The 19515-nt window shown below is 41.4% G+C and carries 17 protein-coding genes and 1 tRNA gene; 11 read left to right on the top strand and 7 right to left on the bottom strand.

All coding sequences use genetic code 11. From position 1 onward, the window contains the following. Positions 1-6: 6 nt before the first annotated feature. Together clpB and BLP33_RS06695 are read right to left on the bottom strand one after the other, a co-directional pair. Positions 7-2625: an ATP-dependent chaperone ClpB gene (gene clpB, locus BLP33_RS06690; RefSeq protein WP_090525930.1), complete on the bottom strand. Its 2619-nt coding sequence runs from the start codon at positions 2623-2625 to the stop codon at positions 7-9. Between the two features lie 276 nt (positions 2626-2901). Beyond that, positions 2902-3336, bottom strand: coding sequence for a hypothetical protein (locus tag BLP33_RS06695; protein WP_090525931.1), 435 nt, complete (start codon positions 3334-3336; stop codon positions 2902-2904). Positions 3337-3520: 184 nt separating this feature from the next. Here BLP33_RS06695 and BLP33_RS06700 point away from each other — a divergent pair, with 184 nt between their 5' ends. After that, on the top strand, positions 3521-4861 hold the full coding sequence (locus tag BLP33_RS06700; RefSeq protein WP_090525932.1) for a sensor histidine kinase: 1341 nt from the start codon (positions 3521-3523) through the stop codon (positions 4859-4861). A gap of 377 nt (positions 4862-5238) precedes the next feature. Here the strand turns inward: BLP33_RS06700 and BLP33_RS06705 are convergent, their stop codons facing one another. After that, a complete protein-coding gene (locus tag BLP33_RS06705; RefSeq protein WP_090525933.1) occupies positions 5239-5676 on the bottom strand; it encodes a DUF5675 family protein in 438 nt (145 codons plus the stop codon). An 87-nt stretch (positions 5677-5763) separates the two neighbouring features. Next, a complete protein-coding gene (locus tag BLP33_RS06710; RefSeq protein ID WP_090525934.1) occupies positions 5764-7185 on the bottom strand; it encodes an ATP-dependent DNA helicase in 1422 nt (473 codons plus the stop codon). Between the two features lie 57 nt (positions 7186-7242). Here BLP33_RS06710 and BLP33_RS06715 point away from each other — a divergent pair, with 57 nt between their 5' ends. The 3 genes from BLP33_RS06715 to rsmD all read left to right on the top strand — a co-directional run bounded on the left by BLP33_RS06715 (position 7243) and on the right by rsmD (position 9109). Further along, on the top strand, positions 7243-7716 hold the full coding sequence (locus tag BLP33_RS06715) for a hypothetical protein (protein ID WP_090525935.1): 474 nt from the start codon (positions 7243-7245) through the stop codon (positions 7714-7716). 68 nt (positions 7717-7784) lie between these two features. Further along, a complete protein-coding gene (locus BLP33_RS06720) occupies positions 7785-8597 on the top strand; it encodes a DUF3822 family protein (protein WP_090525936.1) in 813 nt (270 codons plus the stop codon). Next, positions 8573-9109 (top strand): 16S rRNA (guanine(966)-N(2))-methyltransferase RsmD, encoded by a 537-nt coding sequence (gene rsmD, locus BLP33_RS06725; protein ID WP_090525937.1) that lies wholly within the window; start codon positions 8573-8575, stop codon positions 9107-9109. The genes BLP33_RS06720 and rsmD overlap by 25 nt, the downstream gene beginning before the upstream one ends. Here rsmD and BLP33_RS06730 read toward each other — a convergent pair. Then, a complete protein-coding gene (locus BLP33_RS06730) occupies positions 9106-9858 on the bottom strand; it encodes a DeoR/GlpR family DNA-binding transcription regulator (protein WP_090525938.1) in 753 nt (250 codons plus the stop codon). The genes rsmD and BLP33_RS06730 overlap by 4 nt on opposite strands. A gap of 60 nt (positions 9859-9918) precedes the next feature. Here BLP33_RS06730 and nudK point away from each other — a divergent pair, with 60 nt between their 5' ends. Together nudK and coaD are read left to right on the top strand one after the other, a co-directional pair. Further along, the gene (gene nudK, locus BLP33_RS06735) at positions 9919-10494 is read left to right on the top strand and encodes a GDP-mannose pyrophosphatase NudK (protein WP_090525939.1); all 576 of its coding nucleotides are present in this window, start codon (positions 9919-9921) and stop codon (positions 10492-10494) included. A gap of 131 nt (positions 10495-10625) precedes the next feature. Beyond that, entirely contained in the window at positions 10626-11087 is a 462-nt protein-coding gene (coaD, locus tag BLP33_RS06740; RefSeq protein ID WP_090525940.1) for a pantetheine-phosphate adenylyltransferase, read from the top strand. Here the strand turns inward: coaD and BLP33_RS06745 are convergent. After that, a complete protein-coding gene (locus tag BLP33_RS06745) occupies positions 11056-11694 on the bottom strand; it encodes an NUDIX hydrolase (protein WP_090525941.1) in 639 nt (212 codons plus the stop codon). The two genes, coaD and BLP33_RS06745, sit on opposite strands and share 32 nt — an antisense overlap. On the opposite strand from BLP33_RS06745, the gene pyrE reads away from it, so the two are divergent. The 3 genes from pyrE (at position 11693) to BLP33_RS06760 (ending at position 14867) form a co-directional block, all read left to right on the top strand. After that, entirely contained in the window at positions 11693-12352 is a 660-nt protein-coding gene (pyrE, locus tag BLP33_RS06750) for an orotate phosphoribosyltransferase (protein WP_090525942.1), read from the top strand. The genes BLP33_RS06745 and pyrE overlap by 2 nt on opposite strands. A gap of 99 nt (positions 12353-12451) precedes the next feature. After that, a complete protein-coding gene (locus BLP33_RS06755) occupies positions 12452-12853 on the top strand; it encodes an orotate phosphoribosyltransferase (RefSeq protein WP_090525943.1) in 402 nt (133 codons plus the stop codon). A gap of 385 nt (positions 12854-13238) precedes the next feature. Next, on the top strand, positions 13239-14867 hold the full coding sequence (locus BLP33_RS06760) for an ABC-F family ATP-binding cassette domain-containing protein (protein ID WP_090525944.1): 1629 nt from the start codon (positions 13239-13241) through the stop codon (positions 14865-14867). Between the two features lie 62 nt (positions 14868-14929). On the opposite strand, the gene BLP33_RS06765 is transcribed toward BLP33_RS06760, so the two are convergent. Beyond that, positions 14930-15112 (bottom strand): hypothetical protein, encoded by a 183-nt coding sequence (locus BLP33_RS06765; RefSeq protein WP_090525945.1) that lies wholly within the window; start codon positions 15110-15112, stop codon positions 14930-14932. A gap of 268 nt (positions 15113-15380) precedes the next feature. Here BLP33_RS06765 and BLP33_RS06775 point away from each other — a divergent pair. Together BLP33_RS06775 and BLP33_RS06780 are read left to right on the top strand one after the other, a co-directional pair. Further along, positions 15381-15453: transfer RNA gene (locus BLP33_RS06775), tRNA-Lys, on the top strand. Between the two features lie 187 nt (positions 15454-15640). Continuing rightward, on the top strand, positions 15641-19318 hold the full coding sequence (locus BLP33_RS06780; protein ID WP_090525947.1) for an ABC transporter permease: 3678 nt from the start codon (positions 15641-15643) through the stop codon (positions 19316-19318). Positions 19319-19515 lie beyond the last annotated feature (197 nt).

Here is a 19515-nt window from a genome sequence, read left to right on the forward strand (position 1 = left end):
TACAGCTTATTTAGCCGGTTCCGTAGCTTCTTTGGCCGAGTTCAGGAACACGAACTGGTTATCAAACATATCTATTTTAATAACGCTGTCTTTGTCAACTGTACCCGCCAGGATCTGTTTACTCAACTCGTTCAGGATCTTTTTCTGGATAACGCGTTTTAACGGGCGTGCACCAAATTGAGGATCATAACCTAACTGGGCCAACCAATCTAAGGCTTCATCGGATGCTTCGATAGTTACACCCATTTCGGCAAGGGTTTGCTGTACCTGTTTAAACTGCAGCTTAACGATATCATGAATTTCATCGCGGTTAAGCGGGGTAAACATGATGATTTCATCTATCCTGTTCAAAAACTCCGGACGGATAGTTGCCCTTAACAAATTGAACAGCTCGTTTTTGGTTTTTGCCACCAGTTCATCGCGGTTTTCGTCCTCCAGGTTTTGGAAGTTTTCCTGGATGATGTTTGAACCAATGTTGGAGGTCATGATGATGATAGTATTCTTAAAATTCACCACACGGCCTTTATTATCAGTTAAGCGGCCATCATCCAGCACCTGCAGCAGGATGTTAAATACATCGGGATGGGCTTTTTCAATTTCATCCAGTAAAACCACACTATAAGGCTTGCGACGAACGGCCTCCGTTAACTGTCCGCCTTCATCATACCCAACATAGCCCGGAGGCGCTCCTATCAGCCTTGAAACAGCATGGCGTTCCTGGTATTCACTCATATCTATCCTCACAAGTGCACCTTCGTCATTAAACAGGTATTCGGCCAGGGCTTTTGCCAGTTCGGTTTTACCCACACCGGTTGTACCTAAAAATATGAACGAACCTATTGGCCTGCGCTTATCCTGCAAACCTGCACGGCTGCGGCGGATAGCATCACTTATTGCCTCAATAGCTTCTTCCTGCCCGGCTACACGTTTGTGCAGTTCATCTTCAAGATTAAGCAGTTTTTCACGTTCGCTTTGGATCATCTTGCTTACCGGGATGCCTGTCCAGCGGCTTACTACACCGGCAATATCATCGGCGGTAACCTCTTCCTTCAGCATGCGGCTGTCGCTTTGGTTTTCAAGCAGGGCGGCTTTCAACTTTTCAACTTCGGCCTGGGCTTCAACTATAGTACCGTAGCGTAATTCGGCTACCTTACCATAATCGCCCGCACGTTCGGCCTGCTCGGCTTCCAGTTTATAATTTTCAATCAGCTCAACCTTAGTATTGATGCCATCAACAAGGTCTTTTTCGCCTTTCCATTTGGCACGTAATGAATCACGCTGTTGCGACAGGTTGGCTATTTCCTCACTTAGTTCGGCAACCTTACGGTCGTCTTTTTCACGTTTAATAGCTTCGCGCTCAATTTCAAGCTGCATGATGCGGCGTTCCAGTTCGTCAACCACTTCCGGTACCGAATCCATTTCCAGGCGAAGTTTTGATGCAGCCTCGTCCATCAGGTCGATAGCTTTATCCGGTAAAAACCTGTCGGAAATATAGCGTTGTGACATTTCGACAGAGGCGATGATCGCTTCGTCTTTGATCCTCACTTTATGGTGGGTTTCGTAGCGTTCTTTCAATCCGCGTAAAATAGATATGGCGTCGGCAGCGTCAGGTTCTTCAACCATTACTTTCTGGAAACGGCGTTCCAAAGCTTTATCTTTTTCAAGGTACTTCTGATACTCATTAAGGGTAGTAGCACCAATTGAACGAAGCTCGCCACGGGCCAGGGCAGGTTTTAGGATATTGGCCGCGTCCATAGCGCCTTCTCCCCCGCCTGCACCTACCAGCGTGTGGATCTCATCTATAAAAAGGATGATCTCCCCATCGCTTTGGGTAACCTCTTTTACAACGGCTTTCAATCGTTCTTCAAACTCGCCTTTGTATTTTGCACCGGCAATCAGCGCGCCCATATCCAAAGAGTATACAACTTTGGTTTTCAGGCTCTCAGGTACATCACCTTTGATGATCCTGAAAGCGATTCCTTCGGCAATGGCTGTTTTACCAACACCTGGTTCACCAACCAAAATCGGGTTGTTTTTGGTACGGCGCGAAAGGATCTGGATAACACGGCGAATTTCATCGTCGCGGCCTATAACCGGGTCCAACTTGCCCGAACCGGCGTATTCATTCAGGTTACGGGCGTATTTGTTGAGGGCATTATAAGTGGCTTCGGCATTTTGATCGGTTACTTTGCTATCGCCGCGGAGTTCAACAATAGCTTTTTTCAGATCCTTTTCATTAACACCCGAATCTTTCAGGATGCTGCTTACCGCACCACCGGCGGCTAAAATGCCTAACAGCACATGCTCAACTGATACAAATTCGTCTTTAAATTCTTTTAAATATCCCGAAGCTTTTTGCAAAGCCGAATTTGCTTCAGACGAAAGGTATACGTTGCTGCCGCTTACTTTGGGGAAGGATGCAATCTGCGCATCTAAGGTATCGTTTAACCTGTTCAGGTTAACATTTAATTTCTTTAATAAGTAGGTAATTACGTTTTCATCAACCAGCAATAAGCCTTTAAGCAGATGCGCGGTCTCGATTGCTTGCTGTTGGTTACCAACAGCAATTTCAGATGCCTTTTGTACGGCTTCCTGAGCTTTTATGGTAAAGTTGTTAAAATTCATAGTACTCATGGTTAATCAAATTATCGGCCATAGTATCCATAGTGAAAAATTGTCATTTAAAATTAAATCACAATGACACTTTGCCATGATTATTAGCAATTTAGATACTACCATGTTTAACAAACTACAGGGCAAATTGTCGTTTTGCCATGCAAAATAAATCTGTTGGGCTATAAGTAAATGAATAATGGAACGATTGCAGTCCTGCTGTATATGTGGTATTTTTAGTATTACGGGATGCCGCGGTGCTGATAGATTATGCCGGCGCAGGTTTAACTAATCGAGTTTATCCACTTTCACCAGATTACAAGTCCAGACGAGTGGTTTTCCGCCATTTCGTCCGTCAACTACTCCGCTTGTCTTCATCGTCTTTTTATCACTACCTAAAGTGTAATAATTTGCATACTGCCTGCCTTTTAGGTCGTAAGTAGCATCAGGTCTCGCGTCCGTGATCGTTAGTACATACATGTTATCGGATAAAACTTTAAAAGTACCGCTGTGCGTAACAATCTGCCTTTCATTTTCCTTTGCGATATTATAAAAGCTTCCGTCTGATTTAAATACCACTTTACTTCCGGGATTGGTCGTGTCGTTCCAAATACCAACAAAAGGTTTAATTTCTTTCTGATTCGCCCTTTCTACAGTTCTGCAGGAAAAAGTTGTTAATACAGTAATGAGAATTGCGATAGATTTAAGAGATTTCAGTAACATGTGATTTTGGTTTTATGTTTAAATAATATTTATCCCTTTTTTAAAAAACAATCAAGGTTCATCAAAATAGGCTTATATTTTCTTTGACCGAATATTTAGTAAAAAGGGTTAACTATATCCTGTCACATTTCTGTTACAGTTTTTATAAATATTTTCATAATTTTGTTTAATCCATAAAATATAATTGAACACCCATTTCTTTTTTAACAGTCTCCCGGTAAAATACCGGTCGCAATATCGTTTGCATTATACTTACCAAAACCTGGTAGCCATAAGGGGTGCCAGTATGATATTTTTATTGCTTAATGTAATTATCCGGATCCTTTATCTTGTATTCCCCATTAGCTTAACCAAAGCTCAAAACTTTCCCGAGTTTAATTTCAGCAACTGGGTTTTCATTATTATAACTCCCGTTTTCCTGATAGCCAGTAACCTTTTTATCGTTAGTTTCAAAAGCCACAAAAAAGCTACAACAGGCATGTCATTGCTTGTGTTTTTGTTTGCGCTTTATATTATTGTTTGCGGCATGTATTCCAGCTTTATAGCCACCTCCAATCCGAGTAATGCCCTCACCTTATATCTTGTCGCATTAAGCTTAATCAGCGTGATAATTGTTTTTGAATACTATGAAACCGTATTGCTGCTTATTGCCATTGAGCTTTTTTTTACTTCCCTGCTATTTTACAGTGAAACGCCGGCTACGGATATGTTGTATAACCAGTTGATTTCAGCTATCTTACTTTCCGGCTTTTATTTTATCTCAAGGTACTTTTTTTCCTACAAGGCCAACTATTATTTTCAGGTGATCGAGATCCGCGAAAAAAATTCGGAAATTGAAAAAGCAAGCGAGTTTAAAAACCAGGTGTTGGGTATGGTTGCCCATGACCTGCGTAACCCGATAGCTGCTGTTGAATCAATTGCCATGATGATGGAACTTGATGAGGTAGATGAGGAGACACAAGACAACATCAATATGATGAAGGCATCCTGCGTAAAAGCGCGGAGTATTATTGATGACTTACTGGAGGCAGCCCGAAACGAGAACATCGCGATTATTGAAACTCAAAACATCGAGCTTAACCAATGGCTTAACAACATAGTGGGCGAATGGAAATTACAGCTGGGCAATAAAGTTAATGTGCTGTTCAGCAGTTCGATAAGTGTTGCCCATGCGCTCATAAACCATGAAAAATTTCATCGGGTTATTGATAACCTGATCAGTAACGCGGTGAAATTTTCAAAAGATCAGGATAATGTGGATGTGCGCCTGCTTAAACTAAATGATACGGTAGTTATTGAAGTTCAGGATTACGGCATGGGCATCCCTGCCAATATGCTGCCGGAAATTTTTAACCAATTTTCAAAAGCAGGCCGAGCCGGTTTACGCGGCGAAAAGTCGACCGGGCTTGGGTTGAGCATTGTACGCCAGATCATTGAAAAGCATAAAGGCACTATCAGCGTTACCAGCACCGAGGGACAGGGTTCAACGTTCAGGATCACCTTGCCGGCAGTTAATTCGTTTTAGGATATTAAACAAGTCTTTGTTTATCCAGGTAATCTTCTCACATGACCACTTAAAATGGGGGTCATACTGAGCCCGTCGAAGTATGGCGGACAGGGCCTCTGCGCACGAGTCTTCGAAGGGCTCAGACTGACAGTCCCTCTTTGTCATCTAACCTTCATAGTCCATGGATTTTAATCACTACCCATGATAACTTAAAAAATGGGTGTCATACTGAGCCCGTCGAAGTATGGCGGGCTGGGCTCTGCACACGAGTCTTCGACAAGCTCAGACTGATAGTCCCTCTTTGTCATCTAACCTTCATAGTCCATGGATTTTAATCACTCAGCATGACGGCGTAGATGCGTCATTTCACCTTCAAGCATTTATAATTTGCTATATTAAACAACCTCAATGGTCACGGTACCTCCTGCCTTAAGGGCCTCAAAAATCTTTGTATTGAGTTTAGCTGTAGCCATTGTACTATGCAGAACAGCATCAACGCCTTTATCTTCACCGGGGAGAAGGCAGCCGTCGGTGTCCTTGGCAAAATTCCCAACATGAATCTCAATCCCGGCGAAACCGGGTACATTCTCTAATAATGGCAGGTTTTCGTTGTGTTTGGGGCTGAAAAATTTGACTACATTATAAGTTCCTGTAGGAATGGCTGTTTGCGTTTTAATTTTTATTGATGCAATTTGAGCAAGTGTCATTTTGCTATTCAGCCCTCTGTCAACGTCCTCCAGTATAAAACATTCGAAGGCGCCATTTATTGATAGTTCGCCAATGGTTGATTGTTTGGTTTTGATTTTTCTTTCGAGTTTTAAGTTTAGGTTCATGATACCGGTTTTTAATTGCTAATATTAGTAATTAAAAATCTAATTATCAATAGATTATATTGATAAAAGTAAATTTATCTTTGAAGGTTATTCTTCCTTTAATTTATAAAACCTGTTATCGAAATTAACCAAAAATAATTCGGTGGTAGCTCGGGTGAGCGCGGTATAAAACCATCGCAAAAAATCCATATTGATCATCTCATCGGTTACATACCCCTGATCAACAAAAACTGCATCCCATTGTCCACCCTGTGCTTTATGGCAGGTAATTGCATAGGCAAATTTTATTTGCAAGGCATTGTAATAAGGATTAAGCTTCAGCTCATTGTGCATGGCCCTTTTATTAGGTAAATGTTCATAATCCTTCATTACTTCCTGGTAAAACCGTTTCTGATCATCCTGGCTTAACGCGGGCGAATCGGCATAAAGCGTATCAAGCAAAACCTTACAATCAAGGGTTGGATCTTCGGCATAGTCAATAAATTCCAGCTGCACATCGGCAAAACGAAAACCATACATCTCTTCGGTGCGGCGTACTTTTACTATACGGGCAATATCGCCGTTGGCAATAAACGCGGTACTATTTTCATCTTTATCCTGCAGCCAAAAGTAATTATTCTTTACTATCATGATCTGATCGCCGCCGGTAAGCTCCTCCTCCCGGTATAAAATGCGGTTTCGAATTTGCCCGTTGTACAAATTGGCATTTTTGTTTGAGCGGCAAATGATAAGTGTACGATCATAGCCGTATTTGCGATAGGCATATTCCAAACCTTCAGGCAATCGCTCGCCGGTCATCCTGAAAACATCTTTAAACCCCTTGGTCACAATTTTAGGGATCTCTATGATCTCCTCACGGATCAGATCGCGGATATTGGTGGCATTATATAAGATACCCGAATTCTTTTGCTGGCGCAAAACCTCGGTAAGCTCATAACTGAATATCGACAGGCCAAATTTATCGCCCATAAGCTGCACGTCGAGCGCAGGGCTATCGTCGGCTCCTACAGGCGGTAACTGTGCGGTATCACCTACCAGTATCAGCTTGCAGTTTTTATCATTATAAACATATCTTAGTAAATCAAATAATAACGACACGTGATTGCTGCCCATGGCCTCATCCGAGATCATGGAGGCCTCATCAACAATAAAAAGCGTATCGCTGGCCAGGTTATCGGCAAGGGCAAAACCATCATCGATCGTCAAGGCCGATTTTTTACGGTAAATGCGTTTATGGATAGTAAAAGCTTTACGCCCGGAGTAATTGGTAATGACCTTGGCGGCACGTCCGGTTGGGGCCAGCAGCACGGCTTTATAGTTATAATGCCTTAGTGCCTTTACCAGCGCGCCCACGATAGTTGTTTTCCCGGTGCCGGCATAGCCTTTCAGAATAAAGCATTCGTCGCCTTCGGTACTTTTTAAAAAGGCATGCAGCTTGCTAAAAAGTTCCGTTTGCTGGCCTGTTGGCTCATGCGGAAATGACTGGCGGATATGATCGGGAGTTGACACCCTGCAAAAATGATGATAAGTAATTTAATTCAGTAAGATTAGTTTTACATTTGAGCCATGGAATTTGACGAAAACAAAGAGGAAGAAAAATACAGCGAAGACGATTATGTAGATATTTACTCCAAAAGGGCGATATTTTGGTTTTCGTTTTTTAACCTTATATTTGGCGGGGTGCTGCTGGTTATCAATTTATACAATGCAGGTTACAGAAAGGCAGTTCCGGCGGTGCTGGCTTTTGTATTATTTTTTTCCTATCTCTCCTACTTTGTTATCATGCATTCGGGCGTTAACCTGCAACAGGTTGTTGATGCTATGAATGTCACCGCTAAAGGCGGCCAGCCAACACCGGCGCAGGTTACAGCAATGCTTTCGGTAGCAGGCCTTAACATAGGTTTTGGCCTGATTGGTGCTTTAATTTTAAGCCAGTTTTTTTTCAGGAGATATTTTCCGGATAACGATTATTATCCTAAGCCTGTAGGGTTGCCGATTTTGATATTTATCATCCTGATGATATTAACCCGTATTTTATAACAGCATACCAATTTGTACCGCGGTAATTACTGTATCTGCCAAAAAATATTACTTTTGTTAAAACCGGTATGAACGAACACAATTATACTTACCACGATGATAACTTCAGTTTAGATAAAACTGAAGATTATACTTTATTAATACAGGTTGAAGACAAATCGTTTTCGTACGCCATAAGTAATAACGGCAAGCTAATAGCCTGGGCCGAAAATTACCCATTTGATGAGCTAAGCGATCCGCAGGAATTGCTTGACCTGCTGTCGGCCAAATACGGGCAAATGATTATCGGTTTACCTGCTCATAGCTTTACACTGGTGCCTGCAGAATTGTTTAGCGGTGAGCGCCTGCCAAACCTGGCCCGTTTCCTGGATGTGAAAGCCGACAGCAAAGTTATAGCCCAGGTATTAGATAAGGAAAACATCATTGTATACAATACCAGCGAAGCCATTGTGAGTACCGCGGAAGAATTTGGCATCCGTAATACCGTTTTTACATCAAAAGGCTGGTTAACCGCCATTGCCCAAAACAATCCCGGCAACGACTGCCTTTATCTCAATATTGAAAAAGAAAAGGTGGAGATAGCTCATTTTGCATCCGGCAAACTGCGTTTCTATAACTCATTTGATTTTAATGGCGATGATGAACTGGTTTACTTTACTGTGCTGGTTGCCAATGAACTTAACCTCGAAGCTAAACATACCAACTTATATGTAAGCGGTAACATTGATGCCGACAGTAAAGGACTAAGTCGCCTGGCCGAGTTTTTCAAAGCGGCCGAAGTCAATAATTTACAGGTATTACAATTACCCGCGGAGGTTATAGCTCACAGGGTGTTATCAATAGCGGCTCTTTCATTATGCGCATTATCGGAGGCAGTTTAAAAGGCTTAAGGCTTAATCCGCCAAAAAATCTTCCTGTTCGTCCTACAACCGATTTGGCAAAAGAAGCTTTATTTAATATCCTGCTTAACCAAATAGAATTTGAAGGCATTAAAGTGCTTGACCTGTTTAGCGGCACCGGCAACATCTCGCTTGAATTTGCTTCACGCGGAGCTTCGGAAGTTATATCTGTCGACAGAAGTATTCATTGTGTTAACTATCTTAAGGATACCTCGCGGCAGCATAAGCTTACGCAAATAAAAACTTACCGCGAAGATGTATTTAAATACCTGAATATTGAAACGGAGCAGTACGATCTGATATTTGCCGACCCACCCTATGACCTGAACAGGATTCCCGACTTGCCAAAGGTTATTTTTGAAAAGAACCTGCTTAAACCAGATGGGTTGTTGATAGTTGAACATCAGTCGCTTCAAAATTTGAGCAATCATCCTGCATTTGTAGAGCAAAGAAAATACGGGCACTCCTCATTTTCATTTTTCAGGCCGGTTTAAACATCTGCCTTTAAAATAACTATCCCGCTTTCTTTAAAGCCCTTTAACCGCTCAGGATCTGCATCGGTAATGATCGCGTTGATGATATCTAAGCCTGCAAAATTAAGGTAGGTTTCCTTGTTTATTTTGCTGGCATCACACAGAATGTAGGTAAATGTGCTGTTTGCCGCGAAAGCTGTTGTAATGGATGCTTCATATTCGCTATTGGCAAACAATCCAGCTTCCGAGATGCTGTCAACGCCCAAAAAAGCTTTGATTGCTCTGTACTTTTGAATATGCTCAATAGCTGTAGTTCCATGTACAGCCTGTCGCGCCTTATCCAACTCCCCTCCTATTATATTAACACTTACAGTGCTATCATGCAGCTCATATACTACAGGTAATGAATTTGTTATCACCTTTATCTTCTTGTTTTTAATGAACTGGCATAACCTAAAAACCGTACTCCCGCAATCCATAAAAATAATATCCCCGTCGGTGATTTGTGATGCGGCCCTGCGGCAAATGGCATCTTTAACAGCTGCGTTTTGAGCGCTTTTATTCACAAAGCTATGTGGCTTTTCGTGGGGATTAACTTTTGTTGCTCCTCCATGAGTACGGTAAAGCAATCCATCGGCTGCTAACTGGTTCAGATCGCGGCGTGCTGTAATTTCTGAAATATTCAGTTCGGCAGCCAATTGCTTTATATCAACCTCTCCGCGTTGACTGAGCTGCTCAATTATTTTTTGTTTTCTTTTTGGAAAGTTCATTTTATTAATCCTATTTTCGTTCAAAAATAATCATTATTAATCATAATCGATCAAATAAAAATGAATCAAATCAAAATTCTTAATACCGATATTTTATCAGATAACTGGTACATCCTTAAAAAAGTAACTTACGAGGTTACGGAAAAAGACGGTAATACCGCTGTGCAAAGCCGTGAAGCTTATGACCGCGGCAACGGCGCAACCATTTTGCTTTATAATAAAGCACAGTCATCTGTAATATTAACCAGGCAATTCAGGCTGCCAACCTATATCAACGGCAACCCAGACGGCATGCTGATTGAATGTTGTGCCGGTTTGCTTGATAAGGATAATCCGGAAGATTGCATCCGTAAGGAAACAGAGGAAGAAACCGGTTATAAAATAACTGATGTTAAAAAGGTTTTTGAAGCTTATATGTCGCCGGGCTCTGTTACCGAAATCCTTTACTTTTTTGTTGCCGAATATGCCAAAGAAATGAAAGTTAGTGATGGCGGGGGGCTCGCCCACGAAAATGAAAATATTGAAGTTTTAGAGCTGCCATTCAGCGAAGCCCTGCAAATGGTAAAAACCGGGGAAATAAAAGATGGCAAGACAATTATGCTTTTGCAGTATGCTCAGTTGGCTTCGCTGGTTTAGTGTTGATTTTGTTGATGAGGTGAATGGCGCATTTTGTCAGATATAAAGTCGCGCATTAAATAATGCTGATAAAAGGCAAAAAACAATCGTTCATTTAAACAATCCAATCAACTATTCATTAATTTTACTGCATGAAGACAGCCCTTTTTCCAGGTTCATTTGATCCGCTTACTAAAGCTCATGTTGATATTGTGAAACGATCTGTTGAGCTTTTTGATAAGCTTTACATAGGTATCGGCGTGAACAGCAGCAAAAAGGGCTTGCTGAGTGTTGAACAGCGCGAACAAATGATCAGGGCAGTTTTCGCGCACGACGAACGGATCCATGTGATAGCCTATGAAGGCCTTACTGTCGATTTTTGCAAGAGCATAGGCGCCGCTTACATGATCAGGGGGATTCGTACAGTATCAGACTTTGAGTATGAAAAAGCGATTGCCCAGATGAACCATTCGCTGGCGCCCGACATCGAAAGCATATTTATTGTAAGCAAGCCTGGTTATTCATCCATCAGTTCAACCATTGTGCGCGAAATCATCCGCTATAATGGCGATGTAAGCCAGTTTATTCCGAAAGAGGCATTACCTTATTTGTAACCAGCTTTTCTTTGTGCAACACATCCATTATGGATGGAAATGTATTTTCAATTATCGGTTCAATATGATGGTGCTCAAACCAGCGCACATCGGTAATACCCTCTTCTTTTTGAGGTTTTAGCTTTTCTTTACCCTTACTTGTCATGGCAAACCAATGCGTTTTCTTAAGCACTACCTCGCCGCGGTTCACATATACGTGGTATGTTTTACAAATTTTCTCTCCCAGTTCGCTTACTTTTATACCGCACTCCTCCTCCACTTCGCGCACCGCCGCTTCTTTTACCTTTTCGTCTTTTTCTATTTTGCCTTTGGGCAGGTCCCATTTATCATTACGATAAATGAATAAATATTGCCCCTTAGTGTTCATAACCAGGCCCCCTGCCGCTTCAATAAGTGTAATATTCTTTTTAACGGCTTTAAGATACACCTTAGCGTTGGCTGTTTTTATGTAGAACAGTTTGTTAGGATTAGCGAGGATCCAGGTATATATAATTTTAAGGTCAAAGGTCTCTGCATCAAGCCTTTCAAAATTATCTGCATGCTTTGGTTCAGATTCTGTGAGCAGGATAACCTTTTCGTTAATATAAATTCTGTATTTTTGAGCCATGTTTACTAATAATGAGATCGAACAACAAGTAGCCGAATTCCTGCTGCAAATTAAAGCAATTAAATTACAACCCAATAATCCTTTTACATGGGCATCGGGCTGGAAATCTCCAATTTACTGCGATAACCGCGTTACACTTTCTCATCCAACTATCCGCACTTACATCAGGCAGCAATTAGTGGCAGCCATACAGGATAAATTCGGGGCGGTTGGCTGCATTGCAGGTGTGGCAACCGCAGGTATACCGCAAGGTGCATTAGTAGCCCAGGAATTAGGCCTTCCATTTATCTATGTACGTTCAAAACCTAAGGAGCATGGTACAGGCAGCATGATTGAGGGCGATGCCGCTACTACATCAGGCAAGCGGGTTGTAGTTATTGAAGATCTGCTTTCAACCGGTAAAAGCAGCTTGCAGGCCGTTGAAGCGTTGCGTGCCGCAGGTTATGACGTTGCGGGCCTGGCGGCGATATTTACTTATGGCTTTGATATTGCCGACGAAAACTTTAAACAGGCCAACTGCCCATACGTAACCCTGTCAAATTACAACGCGCTTATTAAATACGCTGAAGAACATCAGTTTATTAACGAAAAGGATGTAAACCTGCTCAGACAGTGGCGCGAAAACCCATCAACCTGGGGCGAAATGGCTGCAAGTTAAGACCGTTGATTTTTTTGATTTCGATGATTGCGCGGATTTTTAGATTGTTCGTCAGCGTAATTTGTCTCAAATCTTAAATCTAATATCTCAAATCTATCCATGAATACATTTACCAGTACCATAAGTATTAACAAGCCTTTAACGGAGGTTTACGATTTCCTGGCCGATTTCAATAATCACCGTCAACTAATGCCTGATAATATCCAGGAATGGACATCCACCCGGGATGAAGCCCGTTTCAGTATCCAGAATATGGCCAAGCTTGCTTTGAAAATTGAGGAGCGTGTGCCCGGTCAGCTGATAAGGATTATACCTGCCGAGAAACCGCCGTTTAACCTGGAACTAAAATGGTCGTTATCTTTCAATAACGACCATACTGATATTTTATTCACCATTGGCGCAGAGCTTAGCATGATGATGAAAATGCTTGCATCAGGTCCGCTTCAAAAATTGGCCGACCATGAAACGCAAAGCTTATTTAATATTTTAAACCAAGCTTAAAGCGTTGCCCTAAAGCTTATAATTAATATATTTTTTAATATACTTTTCGCTTTTGTGTATTGTTGATGGCTATTACCACATTGATGATAATTAAACCTATAATTAATGCTCCCATGACCATTGTTAAATAATTTAAATAAATTTTTATACTGTATGTTAGTCAAAGGCTGTACCATTATATTATAACCGGTTAGATATAGCGATTAAACGTATTAAATATACTTTTAGTTTACACTCCATTATCATTTCTGTGTAATTGTGTACCCATGGATTTAATTTTATCGGGAAAAATTGCTGCTCAAAAAATCCCCATCCATAATATCAGCACCATATATCGTTAAAATGAAGATTTTACCGTACTTTTGCGCCAAATTAGAGGTGCAGCATGATCACGGTATCCAATCTTTCTTTACGTTATGGTAAGCGTACTTTGTTTGAAGACGTAAACCTGAAATTTACACAGGGCAACTGTTATGGTATTATTGGCGCCAATGGCGCGGGTAAGTCCACATTCCTGAAAATTCTTTCGGGCGATGTTGACCCAACCAGCGGCTCGGTGAGCTTTACTCCCGGCGAACGCATGGCTGTTTTGAGCCAAAACCACTATGCTTTTGACGAATTCACAGTTATCGAAACGGTGATGATGGGCCATAAGGAGATGTACGCCGTAATGAAGGAAAAAGACGCTATCTATCTTAAAGAAGATTTTAGCGATGCCGACGGCGAACGCGCGGGTGAACTGGAAAACCTTTTTGCCGAAATGGACGGCTGGAATGCCGAAAGCAATGCCGCTACCCTGCTCAGCAACCTTGGCATTAAAGAAGAATTTCACTATCAACTGGTTAAAGACCTTGATAACACCCAAAAAGTACGTGTTTTATTAGCCCAGGCACTTTTTGGCAAACCGGATATCCTGCTGCTGGATGAGCCTACCAACGATTTGGATATCCACACCATTAGCTGGCTGGAAGATTTCCTTGCGTCATATGAAGCTATTGTACTGGTAGTATCGCACGACAGGCACTTCCTGGATACTGTGTGTACCCACGTGGTAGATATTGATTTTGGTAAAATGACCATTTATACCGGTAACTATACCTTCTGGTATGAATCGAGCCAGTTGGCCCTTAAACAACGCACCGAACAAAATAAGAAGGCCGAAGACAAGGTTAAAGAACTTCAGGAATTTATCCGCAGGTTTAGTGCTAACGCGTCCAAATCAAAACAGGCAACCAGCCGTAAAAAAGCATTGGATAAAATCAACCTGGATGAAATTCAGCCATCAAACCGCAAATATCCGGGTATCATATTCAACAACTTAGGCCGTGAAGCCGGCGATCAGATCCTGACCGTTGAAAACCTGGGCAAAACCCTTAATGGCGAGGTGCTGTTCAACAATATTACCTTCACTGTAAACAAAGGCGATAAAATTTCCATCCTGTCGCAAAACAGTTTGGCAACTACCGCTTTCTATAATATTTTAACTGGGCGCGATAAAGATTTTAAAGGCACCTTTAAATGGGGTGTAACCATTAACGCGGCTGATATCCCTAACGACAGCAGCGAGTACTTCGACGGTAAAAACGATAACCTGATTGACTGGCTGCGCGAATACTCACCAGGCGAAAAAGACGATCAGTTTATCCGCGGATTTTTAGGCCGGATGCTGTTTTCGGGCGAAGAAGTTATGAAAAAATGCAGTGTGCTATCTGGTGGCGAAAAAATGCGCTGTATGTTTAGCCGTATGATGCTGCAGCAAGCCAACCTGCTGATGTTTGACGAACCAACCAACCACCTCGACCTGGAATCGATCACCGCGCTTAACAATGGCATGAAGGACTTCCGGGGTACAATCCTGTTTACCTCACGAGATCATGAACTGGTTGAAACTGTTGCAAACCGGATCATTGAGTTAACACCAGGTGGTTACATTGATAAACTCATGACCTATGATGAATACATCAACAGTCCTGTAGTGCAAAAACAGCAGGAAGATTTATACGCCGCTGTATAATAACCGGTAAGGAATATATGAGGCCTGGTAGTATAATACTACCGGGCCTTTATATTTTATAACTATAATAAGTTAAACCCGGTGGCCTGCGTTTCGAGCTGATTAATAGTAGATTCGTCGCTAAACAAGTAAAAATGATCTTTAGTATACGAATATTGAACATTTAAGCCGTTTTGGGCAATGAAATCTTTAACAACGCTTTCATACAGCAGCTTGTTAATTTTGAGTAATTTTCTTTTTTTCATGAGAGATAGATATTAAGTTTTACAATTTAAGCAGCTTTTGTTAAAATTCCAACAAAAAAATTAACATTTTGTTATGAAGTTGCTATAATTAACTTTTTTTTGGCCGAGCCGGGAATAAAATGAACACCAGGAAGATGAAAGCGGGTTATCACTCCAACCTTTAATTTTACAATAAGCAGATTAAAATAATTAATAACCATGAGTAATTCCGCCTGCTGAAAAAGAAAATAATTTGCATATTTGCAACCCAGCAAAAGCTGGCACATATGACTCCGTAGCTCAGCTGGTAGAGCAAATGACTCTTAATCATTGGGTCGAGAGTTCGAATCTCTCCGGGGTCACTTTTCAGGCAAGTTGTCAATTTTATTGACAACTTTTTTTATGACTTCACAACCGATAAATAGGCCGCGTTTGGCATCGACAAATGTTTCTAATTAAAATGAGCCCTGGCTTTAATCAACCACCCGTTGAATTTGTATCAATATTTTCTTAGGTTTGAGAAAACTACAAACTACCTAAACTCAATTGATGCCAGTTATATTCCATTTTACATTTTATGACATTGCGTTTTTAGGTGCCGTATTTATCAGCCTAACGCTATCATTATTTTTATGGATAGCTCCAAAGGAGAACCAGTTTGCAAACCGCTGGCTGGCAATATTAATGGTCGTTGTTGCTTTATGGATCATCCGGGTTTTGGTAGCGGATATTGACCTGGCAAAGAATAATCCATTACTGAACCTAATGCCATTGCAGTTTTCAATGGCATTAGGCCCTTTAATTTATTTTTACATACGGCAAATAACCCGGTCCGAGTATATCTTCCGTCGCAAAGACTTTCTGCACTTCGTACCTTTGCTGTATGAATTAAGTATTCAGGAATTTGCTGCAATACAGAACATGAAGGCTGGCCAAACTATCTATCATACATTTAGTTTCGTAGTGCCGTTATTCGCATTCCTGTCATTTATGATTTATTTGTACCTGTGCCGGCTGCAGATTAATCACTATTACCGGAAAAAAGAGTTTAACGGGGGCGACCGATACCGGAATGAGTTACTTTGGTTAGATCGCTCTGTTAACAAACTGGCTGTGTTATGGTTATTATGGATACCATTTACAGCTGTTGACTATTTTCATTATCATTATGAATTAAGCGTACAGCATTACTATCCCCTGTATCTTCTTTTGATATCCATGATCATTTGGATCGCAGCCAGAATCCATTTAAAAACAGAAACTGTTATGACGGTTAATGTTGCCGTAAAACAATTATTACCGGCAGATCTGAAACAAAAAGGCTCATGGTTAAAAATGGAAGTCAGGGAAAAAGGTTATTACCGGGACGTAGAATTAAGCCTGAACTCGCTTGCTGAAAAGCTCGGTTTGCATACGCATGAATTATCCCGGATTATTAATACGGTCTTCAAAAAAAGCTTCAACGATTTTATTAATGAATACCGTGTCCGCGAGGTTGCGCTTAAAATGCAGGATTCCTCATATGACCATATCACCCTGCTCGGCCTCGCCTACGAATCGGGCTTTAATTCGCAAAGCAGTTTCCATCGTGTTTTTAAGCAATTTACCGGTAAAACCCCTCTGGAATATAAAAATCACCTTCAAAAAGTTATGCCAACTTATAACTGGGGAGGTTTTGCTCGAACTATGCCGCTAATATTGAACCACGTAAGCCCTTCGGGGTGGGCGCGTGAAACATTAACCGGCAATCATATGATAAAAAATTATTTTAAAATAGCATTCCGCGGATTTCGGAGACATAAGCTATTTACACTGATAAACATTATTGGTTTATCCATCGGTATAAGTGCTTTCCTGGCCATTTACTTTATTGTACACTACGATTTTACGTTTGATAAATTTCACAAGGACAGCGATAGGATTTACCGCGTTGTTATGAACGTGTCGTTTCAAGGGCATAAAAACTATTCGAGTGGCGGACCTGGCCCCTTGGCGGAGGCGATTAAAAGCCAGGCCACAGGAATAGAAGAAATTACGCCGCTATATTCACTATCGCCTCATTTTGTCTCTATCGACAAAGATAAAAATGCACAAAAGCGTTTCAGAGACCTTGACAGGATAACACTTGCTGATCAGCAGTATTTTAAAATTTTTAATTATGTATGGCTTGCTGGCTCATCACAACATGCGCTTGATGCGCCCGGCCAGGTAGTACTAACATCCCGGCAAGCCAGGCTTTACTTCCCCTCATTATCATATCATGAAATGATTGGTAAAGTAGTTACCTATGATACTCTTAAGATAACCGTTAGCGGTATAGTTGAAACTCTTACTGAAAATACCGACTTTACCTTTCATGATTTTATTTCCTTTAGTACCGCCACAACTAATAAACATTTAGCTGATGATCTGCGTATAAATAATTGGGGCATAATCTCTTCGGCATCAGAGGTTTTTGTTAAGTTGGCACCAGGCACCCAGCCAGCCGGGGTTGTAAATCAAATCAATACTATTTTCAAGAAAAGTAATCCGCGGCACGCCGAACAGAAAATGCCTGCGCCAACTATAAACCTGGCCTTGCAGCCATTGGACGATATTCACTTCAATCCCGACTATAATATTTTTAATTTCTCATCGCCAGCCAGCAAAACAACACTTTACGGATTATTGGCCAGCGCTATCTTTTTGTTATTGCTGGCCTGTATCAATTATGTGAATTTAACTACCGCCCAGGCCGCCCAAAGGGCAAAAGAAATTGGGATCCGCAAAACTTTAGGTAGCAGCCGTATGCAATTAGTTATTCAGTTTTTAGGCGAAACTTTTTTTATAACATTCTTTGCGGTTTGCATATCAGTGTTGCTTGCGCCAATTATTTTGAAAATGTTTGCCGACGTTATATCACCGGATATTCACGCGAATATCTTGCAACCAGATGTCATACTCTTTCTGCTGATTTTAACCATTGTAATAACTATTTTGTCGGGTTTTTATCCCGCAACGGTGTTATCAGGTTACAAGCCGGCAATGGTACTAAAAAACCAGGTGCAGGGCAATAGTAATAAAACGCGAAACGCATGGCTCCGTAAGTCGCTTACGGTCTCGCAGTTTGTTATAGCCCAATTTTTTATAATGGCTACCATTTTGGTAAGCCAACAAATTTATTACGCCTTACATAAAAACCTCGGGTTTAAAAAGGATGCTATCCTCATTATTAATACACCCTGGCAAACCAGTAAGGCCAGCACCAACCAGGTATTGCTGAACGAATTCAGGTCGATGCCGCAGGTTGCCCTTGTGGGTTTAGGTAATGATCCACCTTCGGCTGATGCATTTAACAGGACGCGAATTACTTATGACGATGGAAAAAAGCAAATTACAACAGAAGAAATAATAGTTAAGTCTGGCGATGAAAACTACATCAAAATATACCAGCTAAGATTGCTTGCCGGCAGAAACATAACCGAAGCCGATACCGGAAAAGCCATCATTGTCAACAATACTTATGCTAAATTATTAGGGTTTAATAACCCAAATGATGCTATCGGAAAGCAATTGAATTGGTTTGATGGCCGAAATATTAGTATCATTGGCGTAGTTGCCGATTTTAATCAGCGGTCACTGCATTCTGCCATTTATCCATCAATCATAACATCAGGCAGTCCAATCCCCCGCCCAATGATGACGTTACATATTAGTTTGAAACCTGAAACCGCCGGAGGTAACGAGTGGAAAACCGCCATTACAAATATGGGAAAAGCCTGGAAGAAAGCTTATCCCGATGATGATTTTGATTGCCATTTTTACGACGAAACGATAGCCCGGTTTTACGACGATGAACAACATACTTCAACACTGCTCAACTGGGCAACTGGTATCTCTATACTAATCAGTTGCCTCGGGCTGTTAGGTCTTGCTGTTTACACCACCAACCAACGAACAAAAGAAATTGGCATACGCAAAGTATTTGGTGCCAGTGTTGCGCAAATAGTAATCCTCCTATCAACCGAACTGGTATCGCTTATTTTACTCGCTTTTATCGTCGTAACGCCGATTGCATGGTACGCAGTTAATAAATGGATGGAAGGCTTTGCCGACCATGTAGCTATCAGCTGGTGGGTATTTGTTATCAGCGGTGCTGGAATGCTGCTAATAGGATTATTTACCTTAAGTTTCCGAACCATTAGGGCTGGCATGGCGCCCCCGGTGAAGAGTTTGCGAAATGAATAACAGCATATCGCTGCTTTCATTTAACAAGTTGCAAAAAAACCATACATACTATCTGGCGAAGGTGCCCGAATATTATAAGTTCATATAGCTACTTTTGGCATAGGTTATAAGTCTAAATCCGCTATTAAACTTAGATCAGATAGGCAATAGTTCGAGATTTACACAAAACAGCCACTTAATAGTCAAGTAGTTAGCCT

The sequence above is a fragment of the Mucilaginibacter sp. NFR10 genome, from assembly GCF_900100445.1.
GTDB lineage: Bacteria > Bacteroidota > Bacteroidia > Sphingobacteriales > Sphingobacteriaceae > Mucilaginibacter > Mucilaginibacter rubeus.

What these genes read in the sequence shown, in the direction of transcription:
- BLP33_RS06695 (WP_090525931.1), bottom strand. Translation starts at nt 3,336, where the DNA reads ATGTTACTGAAATCTCTTAAATCTATCGCAATTCTCATTACTGTATTA.
- BLP33_RS06765 (WP_090525945.1), bottom strand. Translation starts at nt 15,112, where the DNA reads ATGAAAAAAAGAAAATTACTCAAAATTAACAAGCTGCTGTATGAAAGC.
- BLP33_RS06745 (WP_090525941.1), bottom strand. Translation starts at nt 11,694, where the DNA reads ATGGCTCAAAAATACAGAATTTATATTAACGAAAAGGTTATCCTGCTC.
- BLP33_RS06715 (WP_090525935.1), top strand. Translation starts at nt 7,243, where the DNA reads ATGGAATTTGACGAAAACAAAGAGGAAGAAAAATACAGCGAAGACGAT.
- pyrE (WP_090525942.1), top strand. Translation starts at nt 11,693, where the DNA reads ATGTTTACTAATAATGAGATCGAACAACAAGTAGCCGAATTCCTGCTG.
- coaD (WP_090525940.1), top strand. Translation starts at nt 10,626, where the DNA reads ATGAAGACAGCCCTTTTTCCAGGTTCATTTGATCCGCTTACTAAAGCT.
- BLP33_RS06755 (WP_090525943.1), top strand. Translation starts at nt 12,452, where the DNA reads ATGAATACATTTACCAGTACCATAAGTATTAACAAGCCTTTAACGGAG.
- BLP33_RS06760 (WP_090525944.1), top strand. Translation starts at nt 13,239, where the DNA reads ATGATCACGGTATCCAATCTTTCTTTACGTTATGGTAAGCGTACTTTG.
- BLP33_RS06720 (WP_090525936.1), top strand. Translation starts at nt 7,785, where the DNA reads ATGAACGAACACAATTATACTTACCACGATGATAACTTCAGTTTAGAT.
- BLP33_RS06730 (WP_090525938.1), bottom strand. Translation starts at nt 9,858, where the DNA reads ATGAACTTTCCAAAAAGAAAACAAAAAATAATTGAGCAGCTCAGTCAA.
- BLP33_RS06780 (WP_090525947.1), top strand. Translation starts at nt 15,641, where the DNA reads ATGCCAGTTATATTCCATTTTACATTTTATGACATTGCGTTTTTAGGT.
- clpB (WP_090525930.1), bottom strand. Translation starts at nt 2,625, where the DNA reads ATGAATTTTAACAACTTTACCATAAAAGCTCAGGAAGCCGTACAAAAG.
- nudK (WP_090525939.1), top strand. Translation starts at nt 9,919, where the DNA reads ATGAATCAAATCAAAATTCTTAATACCGATATTTTATCAGATAACTGG.
- BLP33_RS06705 (WP_090525933.1), bottom strand. Translation starts at nt 5,676, where the DNA reads ATGAACCTAAACTTAAAACTCGAAAGAAAAATCAAAACCAAACAATCA.
- rsmD (WP_090525937.1), top strand. Translation starts at nt 8,573, where the DNA reads ATGCGCATTATCGGAGGCAGTTTAAAAGGCTTAAGGCTTAATCCGCCA.